General features: G+C 58.7%; 14 protein-coding genes. 1 reads left to right on the plus strand and 13 read right to left on the minus strand.

Annotated elements, in window-relative coordinates; all coding sequences use genetic code 11:
- Positions 1 to 187: 187 nt before the first annotated feature.
- The 11 genes from AC6I7A_RS13025 to AC6I7A_RS13075 all read right to left on the minus strand — a co-directional run bounded on the left by AC6I7A_RS13025 (position 188) and on the right by AC6I7A_RS13075 (position 10975).
- Complete coding sequence (locus tag AC6I7A_RS13025; RefSeq protein ID WP_009088982.1) at positions 188 to 757, minus strand: UbiX family flavin prenyltransferase; 570 nt, start codon at positions 755 to 757, stop codon at positions 188 to 190.
- Between the two features lie 113 nt (positions 758 to 870).
- Complete coding sequence (purF, locus tag AC6I7A_RS13030) at positions 871 to 2388, minus strand: amidophosphoribosyltransferase (RefSeq protein ID WP_009088981.1); 1518 nt, start codon at positions 2386 to 2388, stop codon at positions 871 to 873.
- 37 nt (positions 2389 to 2425) lie between these two features.
- Complete coding sequence (gene cvpA, locus AC6I7A_RS13035) at positions 2426 to 2911, minus strand: colicin V production protein (RefSeq protein WP_009088980.1); 486 nt, start codon at positions 2909 to 2911, stop codon at positions 2426 to 2428.
- Positions 2912 to 3174: 263 nt separating this feature from the next.
- A complete protein-coding gene (gene dedD, locus AC6I7A_RS13040) occupies positions 3175 to 3957 on the minus strand; it encodes a cell division protein DedD (RefSeq protein WP_009088978.1) in 783 nt (260 codons plus the stop codon).
- On the minus strand, positions 3947 to 5215 hold the full coding sequence (folC, locus tag AC6I7A_RS13045; RefSeq protein WP_058956876.1) for a bifunctional tetrahydrofolate synthase/dihydrofolate synthase: 1269 nt from the start codon (positions 5213 to 5215) through the stop codon (positions 3947 to 3949). Before folC ends, dedD begins: the two co-directional genes overlap by 11 nt.
- A gap of 94 nt (positions 5216 to 5309) precedes the next feature.
- Positions 5310 to 6224: an acetyl-CoA carboxylase, carboxyltransferase subunit beta gene (gene accD / locus AC6I7A_RS13050; protein WP_046102281.1), complete on the minus strand. Its 915-nt coding sequence runs from the start codon at positions 6222 to 6224 to the stop codon at positions 5310 to 5312.
- 144 nt (positions 6225 to 6368) lie between these two features.
- Complete coding sequence (locus AC6I7A_RS13055) at positions 6369 to 7031, minus strand: DedA family protein (RefSeq protein WP_009088975.1); 663 nt, start codon at positions 7029 to 7031, stop codon at positions 6369 to 6371.
- Between the two features lie 29 nt (positions 7032 to 7060).
- The gene (gene truA, locus AC6I7A_RS13060) at positions 7061 to 7864 is read right to left on the minus strand and encodes a tRNA pseudouridine(38-40) synthase TruA (RefSeq protein ID WP_046102282.1); all 804 of its coding nucleotides are present in this window, start codon (positions 7862 to 7864) and stop codon (positions 7061 to 7063) included.
- 2 nt (positions 7865 to 7866) lie between these two features.
- A complete protein-coding gene (locus AC6I7A_RS13065; protein ID WP_058956875.1) occupies positions 7867 to 8874 on the minus strand; it encodes an aspartate-semialdehyde dehydrogenase in 1008 nt (335 codons plus the stop codon).
- A gap of 132 nt (positions 8875 to 9006) precedes the next feature.
- A complete protein-coding gene (pdxB, locus tag AC6I7A_RS13070; RefSeq protein ID WP_058956874.1) occupies positions 9007 to 10140 on the minus strand; it encodes a 4-phosphoerythronate dehydrogenase PdxB in 1134 nt (377 codons plus the stop codon).
- Positions 10141 to 10195: 55 nt separating this feature from the next.
- Positions 10196 to 10975 carry an AraC family transcriptional regulator gene (locus AC6I7A_RS13075; RefSeq protein WP_046102284.1) on the minus strand — a complete coding sequence of 260 codons (780 nt, stop codon included), beginning with the start codon at positions 10973 to 10975 and terminating at the stop codon, positions 10196 to 10198.
- 96 nt (positions 10976 to 11071) lie between these two features.
- Here AC6I7A_RS13075 and AC6I7A_RS13080 point away from each other — a divergent pair, with 96 nt between their 5' ends.
- Positions 11072 to 11971: a DMT family transporter gene (locus AC6I7A_RS13080; protein ID WP_058956873.1), complete on the plus strand. Its 900-nt coding sequence runs from the start codon at positions 11072 to 11074 to the stop codon at positions 11969 to 11971.
- Here AC6I7A_RS13080 and AC6I7A_RS13085 read toward each other — a convergent pair.
- Both AC6I7A_RS13085 and tctD read right to left on the minus strand, forming a co-directional pair.
- The gene (locus AC6I7A_RS13085) at positions 11952 to 13340 is read right to left on the minus strand and encodes a sensor histidine kinase (protein WP_058956872.1); all 1389 of its coding nucleotides are present in this window, start codon (positions 13338 to 13340) and stop codon (positions 11952 to 11954) included. The genes AC6I7A_RS13080 and AC6I7A_RS13085 overlap by 20 nt on opposite strands.
- The gene (gene tctD / locus AC6I7A_RS13090) at positions 13331 to 14002 is read right to left on the minus strand and encodes a transcriptional regulator TctD (RefSeq protein ID WP_058956871.1); all 672 of its coding nucleotides are present in this window, start codon (positions 14000 to 14002) and stop codon (positions 13331 to 13333) included. Before tctD ends, AC6I7A_RS13085 begins: the two co-directional genes overlap by 10 nt.
- Positions 14003 to 14030 lie beyond the last annotated feature (28 nt).

The following is a 14030-nucleotide window of genomic DNA, read 5'->3' on the forward strand; positions in this document are numbered from 1 at the left end:
ATGCCAGATCTGCAAGTTATCCACGCAGTTAGCGTGACGCCAGTGCGGCGAAAAGCGCCTGTTTATAGGGGGGAATATAGCAGTGAAGTTAAAGAGAAAAAGCGATGATGTTAACTTTTGGTGCGTCAGATGCACGAAGAGTGATCCGGGGCGCGCTTATGCACTAATTAAGTGCGCCCGCGGAACTTTATGCACCCTGCCAGCGCATAAACAGATCTTCCGGCAGGTCGATATCAAACTGATCGATAACGCGATTAACGGTCTGGTCGATGATCTGCCCGATGGTATCAGGACGGTGATAGAACGCCGGAACAGGCGGCATAATGATGGCCCCCAGTTCGGCTGCCGTGGTCATCATGCGCAGATGACCGACATGCAGCGGGGTCTCGCGCACGCACAACACCAGTTTACGCTGCTCTTTTAACACCACGTCCGCTGCCCGGGTCAGCAGGGAGTCACTGTAGCTGTGAACGATGCCCGACAGGGTTTTCATCGAGCAGGGTAAAATCGCCATGCCCAGCGTTTTAAACGACCCGGAGGAGATATTCGCGGCAATATCGCGCACGTCGTGCACCACATCGGCCAGCGCCTGTACGTCGCGAACCGAGTAGTCGCTCTCCAGCCCCAACGTCTGTCGCGCCGCCTGACTCATGACCAGATGCGTTTCCACCTCTTCCACCTGCTGCAACACCTGCAGCATGCGCACGCCGTAGATCACCCCGCTTGCGCCAGAGATGCCAATGATGAGTCGTTTCATAGTCCAACCTTGTCTCCGCTAATGCACCATCATAACGCGGCCGGACGATTTCTGAAAACAAACAGGGCGGGATTGCTCCCGCCCTGTTCTGTGCTGTCCGCCTGTCGGGGATATCAGCCTTCGTTGTGCAGCTCGAGGTTCTCGACTTCGTTCTGGCGCTGAAGCGCTTTCGCGTCATCATTACGCAGCGACTCAAGATACTCCAGATACTGCTGATCGACATCTTTGGTCACGTAGACGCCGTTGAAAACCGAACATTCAAACTGGGTAATATCCGGATTCTCTTCACGCACCGCTTCGATCAGATCGTTGAGATCCTGGAAAATCAGCGCATCCGCTTTGATCAGCTGGCGGATCTCTTCCACTTCGCGGCCATGGGCAATCAGCTCCGTGGCGCTCGGCATATCGATGCCGTAGACGTTCGGGAAGCGAATTTCCGGGGCCGCTGACGCCAGGTAAACCCGTTTTGCGCCCGCTTCACGCGCCATCTCAATGATCTGCTCGGAAGTGGTGCCACGCACGATGGAGTCATCCACCAGCAGCACGTTTTTATCACGGAATTCCGCACGGTTCGCGTTGAGCTTACGACGTACTGCGCTGCGGCGTAACTGCTGACCTGGCATGATAAAGGTGCGGCCGACGTAGCGGTTCTTGACGAAGCCCTGTCGATAGGGCTTATCGAGAATACGCGCAATCTCCAGCGCGATATCGGTTGAGGTTTCCGGGATTGGAATCACCACGTCGATATCGAGATCTTCCCACTCGCGGGCAATTTTTTCGCCGAGCTTGGTGCCCATACGGACACGGGCGCTGTAGACCGAAATCTTGTCGAGGAACGAGTCGGGACGTGCAAAGTAGACATACTCGAACAGGCACGGATTGCTTTTCGGGTTTTCAGCACACTGACGGGTCGACAGCTGGCCCTCTTCAGTAACATAAACCGCTTCACCCGGCGCCACGTCACGGATGAACTCAAAGCCCAGCGTATCAAGCGCCACGCTCTCTGAGGCAACCATATATTCGGTACGGCCGTCAGCGATGACGCGCTTGCCGAGGACCAGCGGACGAATGCCGTTAGGATCGCGGAAGGCGACCATGCCGTGTCCGATAATCATCGCCACGACGGCGTAAGCGCCGCGCACCTGCTGATGCAGGGCTGCAACCGCAGAAAAAATGTTGTCAGCTTCCAGCGGATCGTTCTGGAAGCGATCCAGTTCCTGCGCAAAGATGTTCAGCAGGATTTCAGAATCTGACGTGGTGTTAACGTGACGGCGGCCCTTTTCGAACAGGTGCTTACGCAGTTCATGGGCGTTAGTCAGATTACCGTTGTGCGCCAGAGTGATGCCATAGGGCGAGTTGACGTAGAAAGGCTGCGCTTCAGAGGCACTGGAGCTTCCTGCCGTAGGATAACGCGCGTGACCAATGCCCATGTTGCCCTGCAGACGCTGCATGTGACGTGCTTCGAAAACGTCGCTGACCAGGCCGTTTGCCTTTCGCAGGCGAAAACATTTCAGCGCATCGATAGTACAAATGCCTGCGGCATCCTGCCCGCGGTGCTGGAGCACCGTTAACGCGTCATAGATCGACTGGTTGACCGGCATGAAACCGGTGATACCGACAATACCGCACATGTTGTCATTTCCTCATTAAGCCGCACTCCCGGTCACATCACCGGGGTAAAAAACTCGACGTGCTTTTCAGGTAATCAAAAAACCACCTGATGATATAACTGAACTCGGGAATGAGTTGAGACTGTTGCCAGTCCGGACTTTTGGAAAAGCCAGTGAATGTATCAAGGAAGAACAGCAAAGCGGCCACAATCAGCACACCACGCAACGCCCCGAAACAGACTCCCAACACCCGGTCGGTTCCCGACAGGCCGGTTTTTTCCACCAGCGTGCCGATAACGTAGTTCACTATGGCCCCGACTATCAGGGTTGCCACAAACAGCACACCGATGGCGATACCGTTACGAACCAGTTCGTCGTCAAAACCTGTAAACCAGACTGCAAGGTAGGCGTAGTAATGACTGGCGACAAAAAACGCGCATCCCCAGGTAACAAGAGATAAGGCTTCCCGGACAAACCCGCGAATCAGGCTGACCAGAGCCGAAAAACCAACTACCGCAATAATGACGTAATCAATCCAGATCATGAACTCTTCCAGCGCCAGTGCAATTGCACCCCTGCATCCAGTTCGGGGCGCATTCTAACAGAAAAAGAAAACGTTTGCGTAGCGGTTTTCCTTTTCTGCATCCATAAAAAAGGCGATAAAAAAATTCGCTATCGCCCGGGTGATTCTCAGCCGTTCATGCCGTTGAAAATCGTCACTTTTTCCGTCACGCTGCGCTATAAATGAACGCGCCAGCCGGTAAAAGACGCTGCCTGTTACTGCTATCGGCAGCGCCAATCACCCGATTAACGGGCGCTGTAAGGCTTCACCACACCGCCCAGTCCGGAGATGTTTTTCAGCTCGCCCACTGCGCTCTGCATTTTAGCTTTAGAGGCGTCCGGCCCGACATAAATACGGGTAATCTGCCCCTGCACCGGCGTTGACGGCACGGTAAAGGCGCGATAGCCCGAGAGCCGAAGCTGTGCCACGATCTCGTTCACTTTGCTGGCGTTTTTCAGCGCGCCCAGCTGCACCACGTAAGCCTGCCCTGCCGGCGCGGTGGTTTCTGCCGCTTTCGGCGCCGTCTCTTCCTTCGGCTGCTCAACCGCTTTTGGCTGTTCAGCCGGCTTCGGCTTCGGCTGCTCTGCCACTTTCGGCTTCTGCTGTTCCACAGGCTTCGGCTTAGGCTGCTCGGTTACTCTGGCTTTCTGCTGCTCGGTGACCTTCGGCTTCGTGACCGTCTGCGCAGGCGCAGACTGATGAACCGGCGGCGGCGAGACCACAGCCGGATCGCTCTCCTCTTCCGGCTGAGTGCGGCCCTGTTCTGCCGTCACATTGGTTTTACCGCTGCCGTTACTGCTGCTCACCGCATTGCCCGCCCCTTCCGGCGGCTGCGACGGCAGCGACTGCGTGACCGGCGGCACCATTTCGCTGTCCTGCTGGTCGTCCGGTTTTGGCACCAGCGGAATCGCGGCGAACTCCTCTTTATAATGCTTTTTCTGACCATCCAGCAGCCCTGGCAGGACAATCACGCCAACGGCGACCAGAATAATCGTGCCGACTAAACGGTTCTGAAACTTACTTGCCACGTCCTTTCTCCGTTTCAATCGATTCCATGACCTGCGCCACGGTGTGGAATGACCCACAAACCAGCACAACGTCCTGCGGCGCGGCCTGCTGACGCGCCTGCTGCCAGGCGAGTGCAACCGAGCTGAACGCCTCGCCCTGCGGCAGGCTGCTCAGCAGCTGCTCCGCCGTGGCACCGCGCGGGCCATCGAGTGGCGCGCAGTACCAGGCATCCACCACCGGAGCCAGCGCCGCCAGCGTTCCGGCGATATCTTTATCATGCAGCATACCCACAACCGCGTGCACTTTGCCGCGTGCCGGCAGGGCGGCCAGTCGTGAAGCCAGATAGCCCGCCGCATGCGGGTTGTGCGCCACGTCCAGAATCACACGCGGGGATTCACTGATGGTCTGAAAACGTCCTGGCAGCATCGCCAGCGGCAGGCTGGCGCGAATCTGCGCCTCGCTGACCGCCAGCCCGGACATGCGCAGGGCCACCAGTGCCGTCGCCGCGTTGGGCAGCGGCACCTGCGGCAGGGGCAAATCGTTCAGTTCACCGGCCGCATCCCGCAGCGACCAGCTTTCCGCCTGCGCATGAAAGGACCATTCACGGTCGCGCTGCATGAGCTTAGCGCCCTTTTCCTGCGCCACCATGGCGATACTCTGCGGCATTTCCGGCTCACCGACCACCGCCGGTTTGCCTGCCCGGAACACACCCGCTTTTTCCCGCCCGATGCTTTCGCGATCCGGGCCAAGCCAGTCGGTATGATCCAGAGCAATGCTGGTGACGATGGCGACATCAGCATCAACGATATTGGTGGCGTCCAGTCGTCCGCCGAGGCCCACCTCGAGGATCACCACATCCAGCTTCGCCTGGCGAAACAGATTGAGCGCGGAGAGCGTGCCGAATTCAAAATAGGTCAGTGAAATGTCTGCCCGTCCCGCTTCAATCTCCGCAAAGCTGGCGCAGTGCTGCGCTTCGCTCAGCTCCTCTCCCTGAACCCGGACGCGCTCGGTGTAGCGCACCAGATGGGGTGAGCTGTAGACGCCAACCCGATAGCCTGAGGCCATCAGCAGGGTTTCCAGCGTGCGGCAGGTGGTGCCTTTGCCGTTGGTACCGGCGACGGTAAAAACAAAGGGGGCGGGTTTCAGCAGGTCGAGACGTTGTGCCACCTGGCGAATGCGATCCAGACCCAGTTCGATCGCCTGGGTATGCAGGTGCTCAAGATAATAAAGCCACGTGGCCAAAGGCGACGTGGCTTGAGGAAGGTGAAGATTGTCCATATGTCCCGTTTTGCTTATTGATACCCGGCAGACTGCTGCTGCGGTATACGGTGCATTGGTAAGAGGCGCGGTGGACGCGCCTCTCTATCTCCTGTCAGGCCTCGTTGCTTTCCGATTCAGTCGGCGCAGGGGCGGACTGTTCACCGTCATGCAGCGGTGCCGGCAGGTTCATCATTTTTGCCAGCAGGCTTGCCAGTTTGTAGCGCATTTCCGGACGGCGGATGATCATGTCGATCGCGCCCTTTTCAATCAGAAACTCACTGCGCTGGAAGCCTGGCGGCAGTTTTTCACGCACGGTCTGTTCGATAACGCGTGGGCCGGCAAAGCCGATCAGCGCTTTCGGTTCCGCCACGTTGAGGTCACCCAGCATGGCAAAACTGGCGGAAACACCGCCCATGGTCGGGTCAGTCAGCACGGAAATGTAAGGCAGACCGCGCTCCTGCATTTTCGCCAGCGCCGCACTGGTCTTCGCCATCTGCATCAGCGACATCAGCGCTTCCTGCATACGTGCACCGCCACTGGCGGAGAAGCAGATCAGCGGACAGTTATCTTCTAACGCCTGCTCAACCGCACGGACAAAACGCGCGCCGACCACAGAGCCCATTGAACCGCCCATAAAGGCAAATTCAAAGGCGGCCGTAACAACCGGCATGCCGTGCAGCTGACCTTTCATCACGATCAATGCATCTTTTTCGCCGGTGTCTTTCTGGGCGGCGACCAGACGATCTTTATACTTCTTGGAGTCGCGGAACTTGAGCAGATCTTTCGGCTCGAGTTCACTGCCAAGCTCAACCATGGTGCCCTGGTCGAGGAAACTGCCGAGACGCTCACGGGCGTGCATACGCATGTGATGGTCACACTTCGGGCAGACCTCAAGATTACGCTCCAGCTCGGCGCGGTAGAGAACCTGGCCACAGCTGTCGCACTTGGTCCAGACCCCTTCCGGGATACTGGCTTTGCGCGCAGGCGTCGTGGTGCTTTTATTAAGAATTCGTTCAATCCAGCTCATTGATGACCTTTCTGTTTAAAACTGACCTGGTCCAGTCGTCTTGATACTGCTGAAAACCGCTTCAGCAGACGGTAAATGTCGCTCATTAAACCACAACCTGTTCAGACTGTGGATAAAAATCTGGTCTTACCCCTGAGCAAAGTCTCAGGGCAGCTTCTGCTGTTTAGCCTGACGGCGATGACGCCAGACTTCGATAACGCCCGGCAGGACGGAGACCAGGATAATGCCCACAATCAACAGCTTCAGGTTTTCCTGCACCACCGGCAGATCGCCAAACAGGTAGCCCGCATAGGAGAAGAGCAGGACCCATAACAGCGCACCGGTGACGTTGAACAGCGCGAAGTGGCGATAGGACATATGGCCCATACCGGCGACAAACGGCGCAAACGTGCGGACGATTGGCACAAAGCGCGCCAGGATGATGGTTTTTCCGCCGTGACGGGCATAAAACGCATGGGTTTTATCCAGATAGCTGCGGCGGAAAATCTTCGAGTCCGGGTTACTGAACAACCGTTCGCCAAACAGCCGGCCAATGGTGTAGTTCACCGCATCGCCCAGAATCGCGGCGGTCACTAACAGCGCCACCATCAGATGCACATTCAGATCGTTCCCCGGCAGGGCTGCCAGCGCGCCTGCGACAAACAGCAGGGAGTCGCCCGGCAGGAAGGGCGTCACCACCAGTCCGGTTTCGCAGAACAAAATCAGGAACAAAATCGCGTAAATCCAGACGCCGTACTGAGCAACCAGCTCGGCAAGGTGCACATCAATGTGCAGAATAAAATCAACCAGAAAATGGAGGAACTCCATAGCGTGCCCTTTAATGTCCTGAAAGTGAATTAATCCGCGAGGAACAGGGGTCCCATCGGCGGCTGTGGTAACGCAAAGTGGGATGGATAATCCACCGCCACCAGATACAACCCTTCTGCCCGGGCTGTAGCGGCCGCTAACGTCCGATCTTTCGCCGCCAGCAGCGTTGCCATCCATGACTCCGGCTTGTTGCCGCAGCCTATCTCCATCAGGCTGCCCACGATATTGCGCACCATGTGATGCACAAAGGCGTTGGCTTTGATATCCACAATCACGTAAGGGCCCTGACGCGTCACGTTGAGGTGAATCACGTTGCGCCACGGCGTACGCGACTGGCACTGCACCGCGCGGAATGAGGTGAAATCATTCTCGCCCAGCAGGCATTGCCCGGCGCGCTGCATCTTTTCCGCATCCAGAGGATGGTAAAAGTGCGTCACGCCCTGCGCCAGCACCGCCGGACGCAGACGCTGATTGTAGATCAGGTAGCGATAGCGGCGGGCGGTGGCGCTGAAGCGGGCATGGAAATCTTCCGGCACCGCTTTCACCCAGCGAACGGCTATGTCCGGCGGCAGATTGGCGTTGACGCCCAGCGTCCAGGCGCCGTCAGGCCGCTGCGCCGTGGTGTCGAAATGGACCACCTGCCCGGTGCCGTGCACGCCGGCATCTGTCCGGCCGGCACAAAAGATGCTGACCGGATGATCGGCGACTTTCGACAGCGCACGCTCAACCTTTTCCTGCACGCTGCGGACTTCATTCTGGCGCTGCCAGCCGTAGTAACGGCTGCCGTCATACTCTATGCCGAGCGCCAGTTTTTGCGTCTGACCTTCGGACATGCTTACAGGTACTCCTGAACCAGTTTCTCTGCGGTTTTCACCGCCATCAGCGCGCCGCCGAAACGGATGTTGTCCGCCACGGACCAGAACTGCAGCAGCTCCGGGATGCCGTAGTCGTTGCGCACAGCGCCGATGCTGAGCTCGCCGTTGCCTGATGCATCCGTAACCGGCGTCGGCACCTCATCTTCTTCACTGAGACGAATGTCAGACGCCAGCGCCAGTTCGGCACGCGCTTCCTCCGCCGAGAGCGGACACAGGTTTTCAATGTGCACGATCTGCGCATTTCCGTAGAAGACCGGTGCCTGAACGCTGCTGACCGCAATCGGCAGGCCTTCGTCCTGCAGCACTTTACGCACCTGCTCAACCACCCGGCGCTCACTCTCAACGCTGCCTTCCGCATCCGCCTGTTGCGGCATCAGGTTAAACGCCAGCTGACGACCAAAATGGTGATCGTCGGCCGGGATGCCATTCAGCAGGCGGGCACTTTCACCGGCCAGCGCATCGACCGCCACTTTGCCGTAGCTGGAGACCGAGATCAGATTGGTCACCTGCAGGCGGCTCAGTCCGGCCGCATCGAGCAGCGGTTTAATCGCGGTCAGCAGCTGGCTGACCAGATTATCCGCCACGCTGATGATATTGCGATTACGGTAATCCGCCAGCACGTGCGGGTTCACATCCGGTACCACCAGCGGCACATCCGGCTCCAGCGCAAACAGCTCGCTGCTGTCGATGACCAGACACCCGGCGTTGGCCGCTTCCTCCGCAAAACGGGCTGAGGCGTCACGCCCCGCGACGAAAAAGGCCAGCTGCGCCTGCGACCAGTCGAACGTCTCTGCATTTTCGACCCGCAACGTGCGGCCCTCGAAACGTTTGTTTTCGCCCGCGCTATTTTCGCTGGCCAGCAGATACAATTCACCAACCGGGAACTGGCGTTCCGCCAGCAGTTCCAGTACAGCGTTCCCTACTGCGCCTGTCGCGCCCAGTAGCGCAATATTCCAGCCGTCAGACATGTTGGTTTACTCCAGACAATGACATAAAAACAGAAGGCGGTGATATTCACCGCCCAGGGATTCAGATTTATCCCCCTCCTTAACCCGGCACGCGGCAGCGCCGCCTGCGTTCACTGCGGCATCGCGCGCCGGTTACGCCGGAGAGTGGATTGCGTTAAAGCCCAGCTGATTCAGCATCTCAGCCGTGGTGGCGTCATTACACTTCACCCGCAGCGATGACCACTCACGGCGCTCCAGATATTGCTTACGCAGGCGATCAAATTCGCCGGGCTGCGCCGCCACTTTTCGCAGGGGGGCATCATCGCGGCGCACATCATACACCAGATGCGCCAGGCGTTTCAGCGTTGGCTGATCCAGCGGACCATTCAGGGTGATTTCACTGAATTCCGGCTCCGGCAGCAGGGTGCTGAGCGGCACCTGCTGCGGCTGACCGATAAAGTCACACCAGGCTTCGAACACCTGGGTCGTGCCGCGAGCCTTGCCTTCCAGCGTGTAGCCTGCAATGTGTGGCGTGGCGATGTCGACCCTGTCCAGCAGCGCCAGAGAGAGATCCGGCTCCGGCTCCCAGACATCCAGCACCACGCTGAGGTCGTGCCGCATTTTCAGCACCTCCAGCAGCGCGACGTTGTCGACCACCGGGCCGCGACAGGCGTTAATCAGAATGGTGTTGGGCTTCAGCGCCATCAGCAGCGCGGCATCGGCCAGGTGCCAGCTCTTATAAGGCCCCTCTTTGAACAGCGGCGTGTGGAAAGTCAGGATATCGGCCTGCGCGGTCACCGCCTCCAGCGACAGGAAATCCCCTTCGTCACCACGATCGGCACGCGGCGGATCGCACAGCAGGGTTTTGATGCCCCAGGCCTCCAGGCGCTTCTGCAGCCGTCCACCGACGTTGCCGACACCCACGATGCCGACCGTACGATCGCGCAGCTGGAAACCATCACGTTCCGCCAGCAGCAGCAGCGCGGAGAAAACGTACTCTACTACCGCAATGGCGTTGCAGCCGGGCGCCGCAGAGAACGCAATGCCGGCCTGCTGCAGCCAGGCCTCGTCGATATGATCGGTGCCCGCCGTGGCGGTGCCGACAAATTTCACCGGCTTGCCCGCCAGCAGCGCCTCATTCACCTGCGTCACTGAGCGCACCATCAGCCCGCTGGCATCGGCCAGTTCATCCACCGGCAGCGGACGTCCCGGCACCGCGACCACGTCGCCGGTCCGGCTGAACAACTCACGGGCATAAGGCATATTTTCATCGACCAGAATTTTCACCACGGCTTTCCTGTCTGTTGCATGAGAGGCAATTATTCTGGCACAAAGCACCGCGTTAGCCTAACCGGGCGCGGTAGCGCTCCGGCGTGGTGCCCGCCTGCTGCTGAAACATCACAATCAGCGCCGAGGCGGAACTGTATCCCAGCTCATGGGCGATACTCTGCACGCTTTCGCCCTGCTCCAGCAGCACAATGGCGCGCAGAAAGCGCAGCCGCTGCCGCCATTCACCAAACGTCATATGAAGCTGCTGCTGGCAGCGCCGCGCCAGCGTCCGTTCGGTGGTAAAGACCCGCGCCGCCCAGCCTGCCAGGGTGGTGTTATCCCCCGGGCAGGCTTCAAGGGCATGGAGCACTGGCGCCAGAAATTTATCCTGAGAGGTGGGCAGATAACTCTCCTGCACCTCCGCCAGCAGCAGGCGATCGCGCAGTACCTCACACAGCCGCCATTGCGCTTCGGTTTCGGGCTGTTCAAGCTGTTGATCGGCAAAGGTATCCAGGATGGCGTGTGCAATCGCGTCGATTCGCATCAGGCAGGCCTGCTGCGGCAGACCAGCGCAAAGCGGGGCCGCCAGATTAAAGGTGCGGAACTGCGCCTGACGATGGTTATAACTGCTGTGCTGCTGCCCCGGGGGGATCCAGACCGGCATGTCAGCCGGGGTCAGCAGGCGTTCACCCTCTACCTGCATCTCCAGCACGTAACTTTTTACCAGAATCAGCTGGCCCCAGGCATGGGCATGCGGCAGATATTCCGTGCGGGCATTGGCCTGTTCATAGCGCATAAAGTAGCGCAGCTGCGAGACGTCGGCGGGCGGCTGGTAGGTCACTTTCAGGGTCATTCTGTCCGCTCTGTTAAAATTTTTGTCCGATATTAACTATCTGGATAAAACCGGACAAGCGTACACTGCGTCGCATTCTGATTCAGGAGAGTCCGTATGTTTTTTCTCTATCCGCTCGGTGCGGTGATGATCTGGTCGATCAACGCGATCGTCAGCAAACTGTCGGCCAGCGCGATCGATCCGGCAGCCATCTCATTCTATCGCTGGCTGCTGGCGCTGCTGGTGCTGACGCCGTTTGTCCTGCCCGGTGTGTGGCGCGCCCGTCAGGCGATTAAGCCCCATCTCTGGCGGCTGGCGATACTCGGCCTGCTTGGCATGGTGCTCTACCAGAGCCTCGCCTATTACGCGGCGCACAGTGTCAGCGCCCTCTTTATGGGGATCATCGGCGCGCTGATCCCGCTGCTTACCGTGCTGCTGAGCGTGGTGATCCTGCGTATTGCGCCGACATCCGGCATCCTGTTCGGCAGCATCCTCTCCTTTGGCGGTCTGGTGTGGCTGGTCAGTGAGGGCGACGTGATGCAGCTGCTGCATCACGGACTGGGTAAAGGGGAGCTGATGATGCTGGCGGCTTCCACCGCCTATGCCCTTTACGGCGTGCTGACTAAGCGCTGGGCGCTGCCGCTGCCCATCTGGCACAGCCTCTATGTGCAGATTCTGGCTGGTGTCCTGATGTTGCTGCCCGGCTTTCTGCTGGCACCTGATGTCTCGCTTGACCGGCATAACCTGCCGCTGGTGATGTTTGCTGGCCTGTTCGCCTCCCTTATCGCGCCATTTTTGTGGATCCACGGGGTACAGCGCCTCGGCGCGAGCACCACCAGCATCTTTATGAATCTGACGCCGTTGTTTACGGCGCTTATCGCCGTGCTGTTTCTTCATGAGCAGCTGCACAGCTACCACTGGATCGGCGGAGGGCTGACGCTGGGCGGGGTGATCCTGGCACAACGACTGCGCACGCCCTTAATCCGGTGTAAATCGGTTAACCTGCGTGAGTTTTAAATAATATGGTCACCCGCAGTCCGCCCAGGAGCGGACTGCGATCCAGGTGCATGGTTGCCCCATGCCAGGCACAGATATCCTGCACCAGTGCGAGACCGATACCGGCTCCCGGCTGGATACCGACATTGTCCAGCCGCTGAAAAGGCTGTAACGCCTTCAGCTGCTCTGCACCCTCAATGCCCGGCCCGCTGTCCTCAATTTCAAGGCCCCCCACAATCACCCGCGCGGTGACAATGCCGCGACAGGGGGTATATTTAATCGCATTATCCAGCAGGTTGGCGCACAGTTCGCTAATCAGCACGCCATCGCCCCTGACCAGACAGCTCTCTTCCCCTTCGAAACCCAGATCGATCTGCCGGGTACGGGCCGCCATATAGCGGCTGAAACAGGCATCGCGCACGATAGCCGCTAAATCAACCCGCGCCATCGGTTTATCCTCGCCATGACGCGCTTTGATACGGGCTAACTGTAACAGCCGATCGGTCAGAATAATGGTCTCATCCAGTGTATGACGCATCCCGAGCAGACTCTCCTGCCAGGCTTCAGGACGCTCACTGCTGAGCGCGACGCTGACCTGCGTTTTGAGGATGGTCAGCGGTGTGCGCAGCTGATGTGCCGCGTCAGCACTGAAACGATCCTGGCGCGCCAGCAGTCCCCGCAGTCGGGCAAGATAGCGGTTAAAGGCGATGATAAGCGGTTGCAGTTCTGACCACGGCAAGGAGGGAAGAGGCGTTAATTCGCCACCGTCGCGCTGCAACACGATGCGCGACAGCCGCCGCAGCGGGCGCAAAACCCGACGCAGCATCAGGCTGGCCAGCAGCAGTGTCATCAGAACCAGTCCGCTCTGGCTGATCAGCGCAGTTTGCATTAACTGGCGGGCAAACTCCTGACGTGAGTTGATGGTTTCCGCCACCAGCACCAGCGCCATGCCATCCACTCCCGCTTCGCTCACCGGCTGCCATAATGCCGCAACCCGAATCCGATGCTGGTGATAGCGTCCATCATAAAAATGCACCAGTGCGGGATAAGCGTTCGACATTTTGCTGGTGATGGGTATGGGCGGCAGATCGTTATAGCCCGATAACGTCTTTCCCTGCGGTGAAATCACCTGATAAAAGAGCTGATCGTTCATGTTACGTTCGAAGCTGTCGAGCACAACCCACGGCACATCAACCTCCAGATGCTGTTCCCGCACCACCAGCCGCTCTGCCACCGTTCGTGCTGACGCCAGCAGCGAACGGTCATAAGCCTGATTAGCGGCCGACAGCCCGCTCTGATAGTGGGTATAGACTGAGAGCGCCCAGAGCAGTAAAAGTGGCAGGCCAAACCATGCCAGCAGCTCACCCCGCAACGAATGAATCAGCCGCATGAGAGCGTTTCCAGGCTGTAACCCAGCCCGCGCAGGGTCACGATCGCCACGTTGCTGCCTGCCAGCTTTTTACGCACCCGATGTACATAGAGCTCGATACTCTCCGGGCTGGCTTCATCTGACAGGGTAAAGGTCTGCTCGTACAGTGACTGACGCGAAACCGGCCTGCCCTGCCGCTGCATGAGTGTCGTCAGGATGCTTGCTTCCCGCGGCGTCAGCGCCAGGGGTCTGTCTGCCAGCAGAAAATAGCCTTCGCCATCCAGCACCAGCTGACCCAGTGACTGGTTTTGCGATGTGTGACTCTGACTGCGTCGCAGCAGCGCCCGTAACCGCGCTTCGAGTTCATCCATTTCAAAGGGTTTCGTCAGGTAGTCATCTGCCCCCAGGTTCAGACCCCGAACACGATCGTCCAGCGCACTGCGTGCAGTCAGTAGCAATACCGGCACACTTTGTCCGCGTCGCCGCAACCGTGCCAGCACCTCCAGTCCATCCATGCGTGGCAGTGAAATATCGAGCACGACCAGTGCATAGGCTTCACATTGCAAAGCATGGTCGGCCGCCATTCCATCCGCGACCCGGTCGACGGCGAACCCTTTTTGTGTGAGGGCTTTTTCCAGCCAGCGTGCCAGCTCTTCCGTATCTTCAACAAGTAAGAGACGCATATCACATCCTGCTATTAAATCCGCGCAC

Source organism: Type-F symbiont of Plautia stali (genome assembly GCF_059731105.1).

What these genes read in the sequence shown, in the direction of transcription:
- AC6I7A_RS13065 (WP_058956875.1), bottom strand. Translation starts at nt 8,874, where the DNA reads ATGTCTGACGGCTGGAATATTGCGCTACTGGGCGCGACAGGCGCAGTA.
- folC (WP_058956876.1), bottom strand. Translation starts at nt 5,215, where the DNA reads ATGGACAATCTTCACCTTCCTCAAGCCACGTCGCCTTTGGCCACGTGG.
- purF (WP_009088981.1), bottom strand. Translation starts at nt 2,388, where the DNA reads ATGTGCGGTATTGTCGGTATCACCGGTTTCATGCCGGTCAACCAGTCG.
- AC6I7A_RS13075 (WP_046102284.1), bottom strand. Translation starts at nt 10,975, where the DNA reads ATGACCCTGAAAGTGACCTACCAGCCGCCCGCCGACGTCTCGCAGCTG.
- tctD (WP_058956871.1), bottom strand. Translation starts at nt 14,002, where the DNA reads ATGCGTCTCTTACTTGTTGAAGATACGGAAGAGCTGGCACGCTGGCTG.
- accD (WP_046102281.1), bottom strand. Translation starts at nt 6,224, where the DNA reads ATGAGCTGGATTGAACGAATTCTTAATAAAAGCACCACGACGCCTGCG.
- AC6I7A_RS13055 (WP_009088975.1), bottom strand. Translation starts at nt 7,031, where the DNA reads ATGGAGTTCCTCCATTTTCTGGTTGATTTTATTCTGCACATTGATGTG.
- AC6I7A_RS13085 (WP_058956872.1), bottom strand. Translation starts at nt 13,340, where the DNA reads ATGCGGCTGATTCATTCGTTGCGGGGTGAGCTGCTGGCATGGTTTGGC.
- cvpA (WP_009088980.1), bottom strand. Translation starts at nt 2,911, where the DNA reads ATGATCTGGATTGATTACGTCATTATTGCGGTAGTTGGTTTTTCGGCT.
- truA (WP_046102282.1), bottom strand. Translation starts at nt 7,864, where the DNA reads ATGTCCGAAGGTCAGACGCAAAAACTGGCGCTCGGCATAGAGTATGAC.
- AC6I7A_RS13080 (WP_058956873.1), top strand. Translation starts at nt 11,072, where the DNA reads ATGTTTTTTCTCTATCCGCTCGGTGCGGTGATGATCTGGTCGATCAAC.
- AC6I7A_RS13025 (WP_009088982.1), bottom strand. Translation starts at nt 757, where the DNA reads ATGAAACGACTCATCATTGGCATCTCTGGCGCAAGCGGGGTGATCTAC.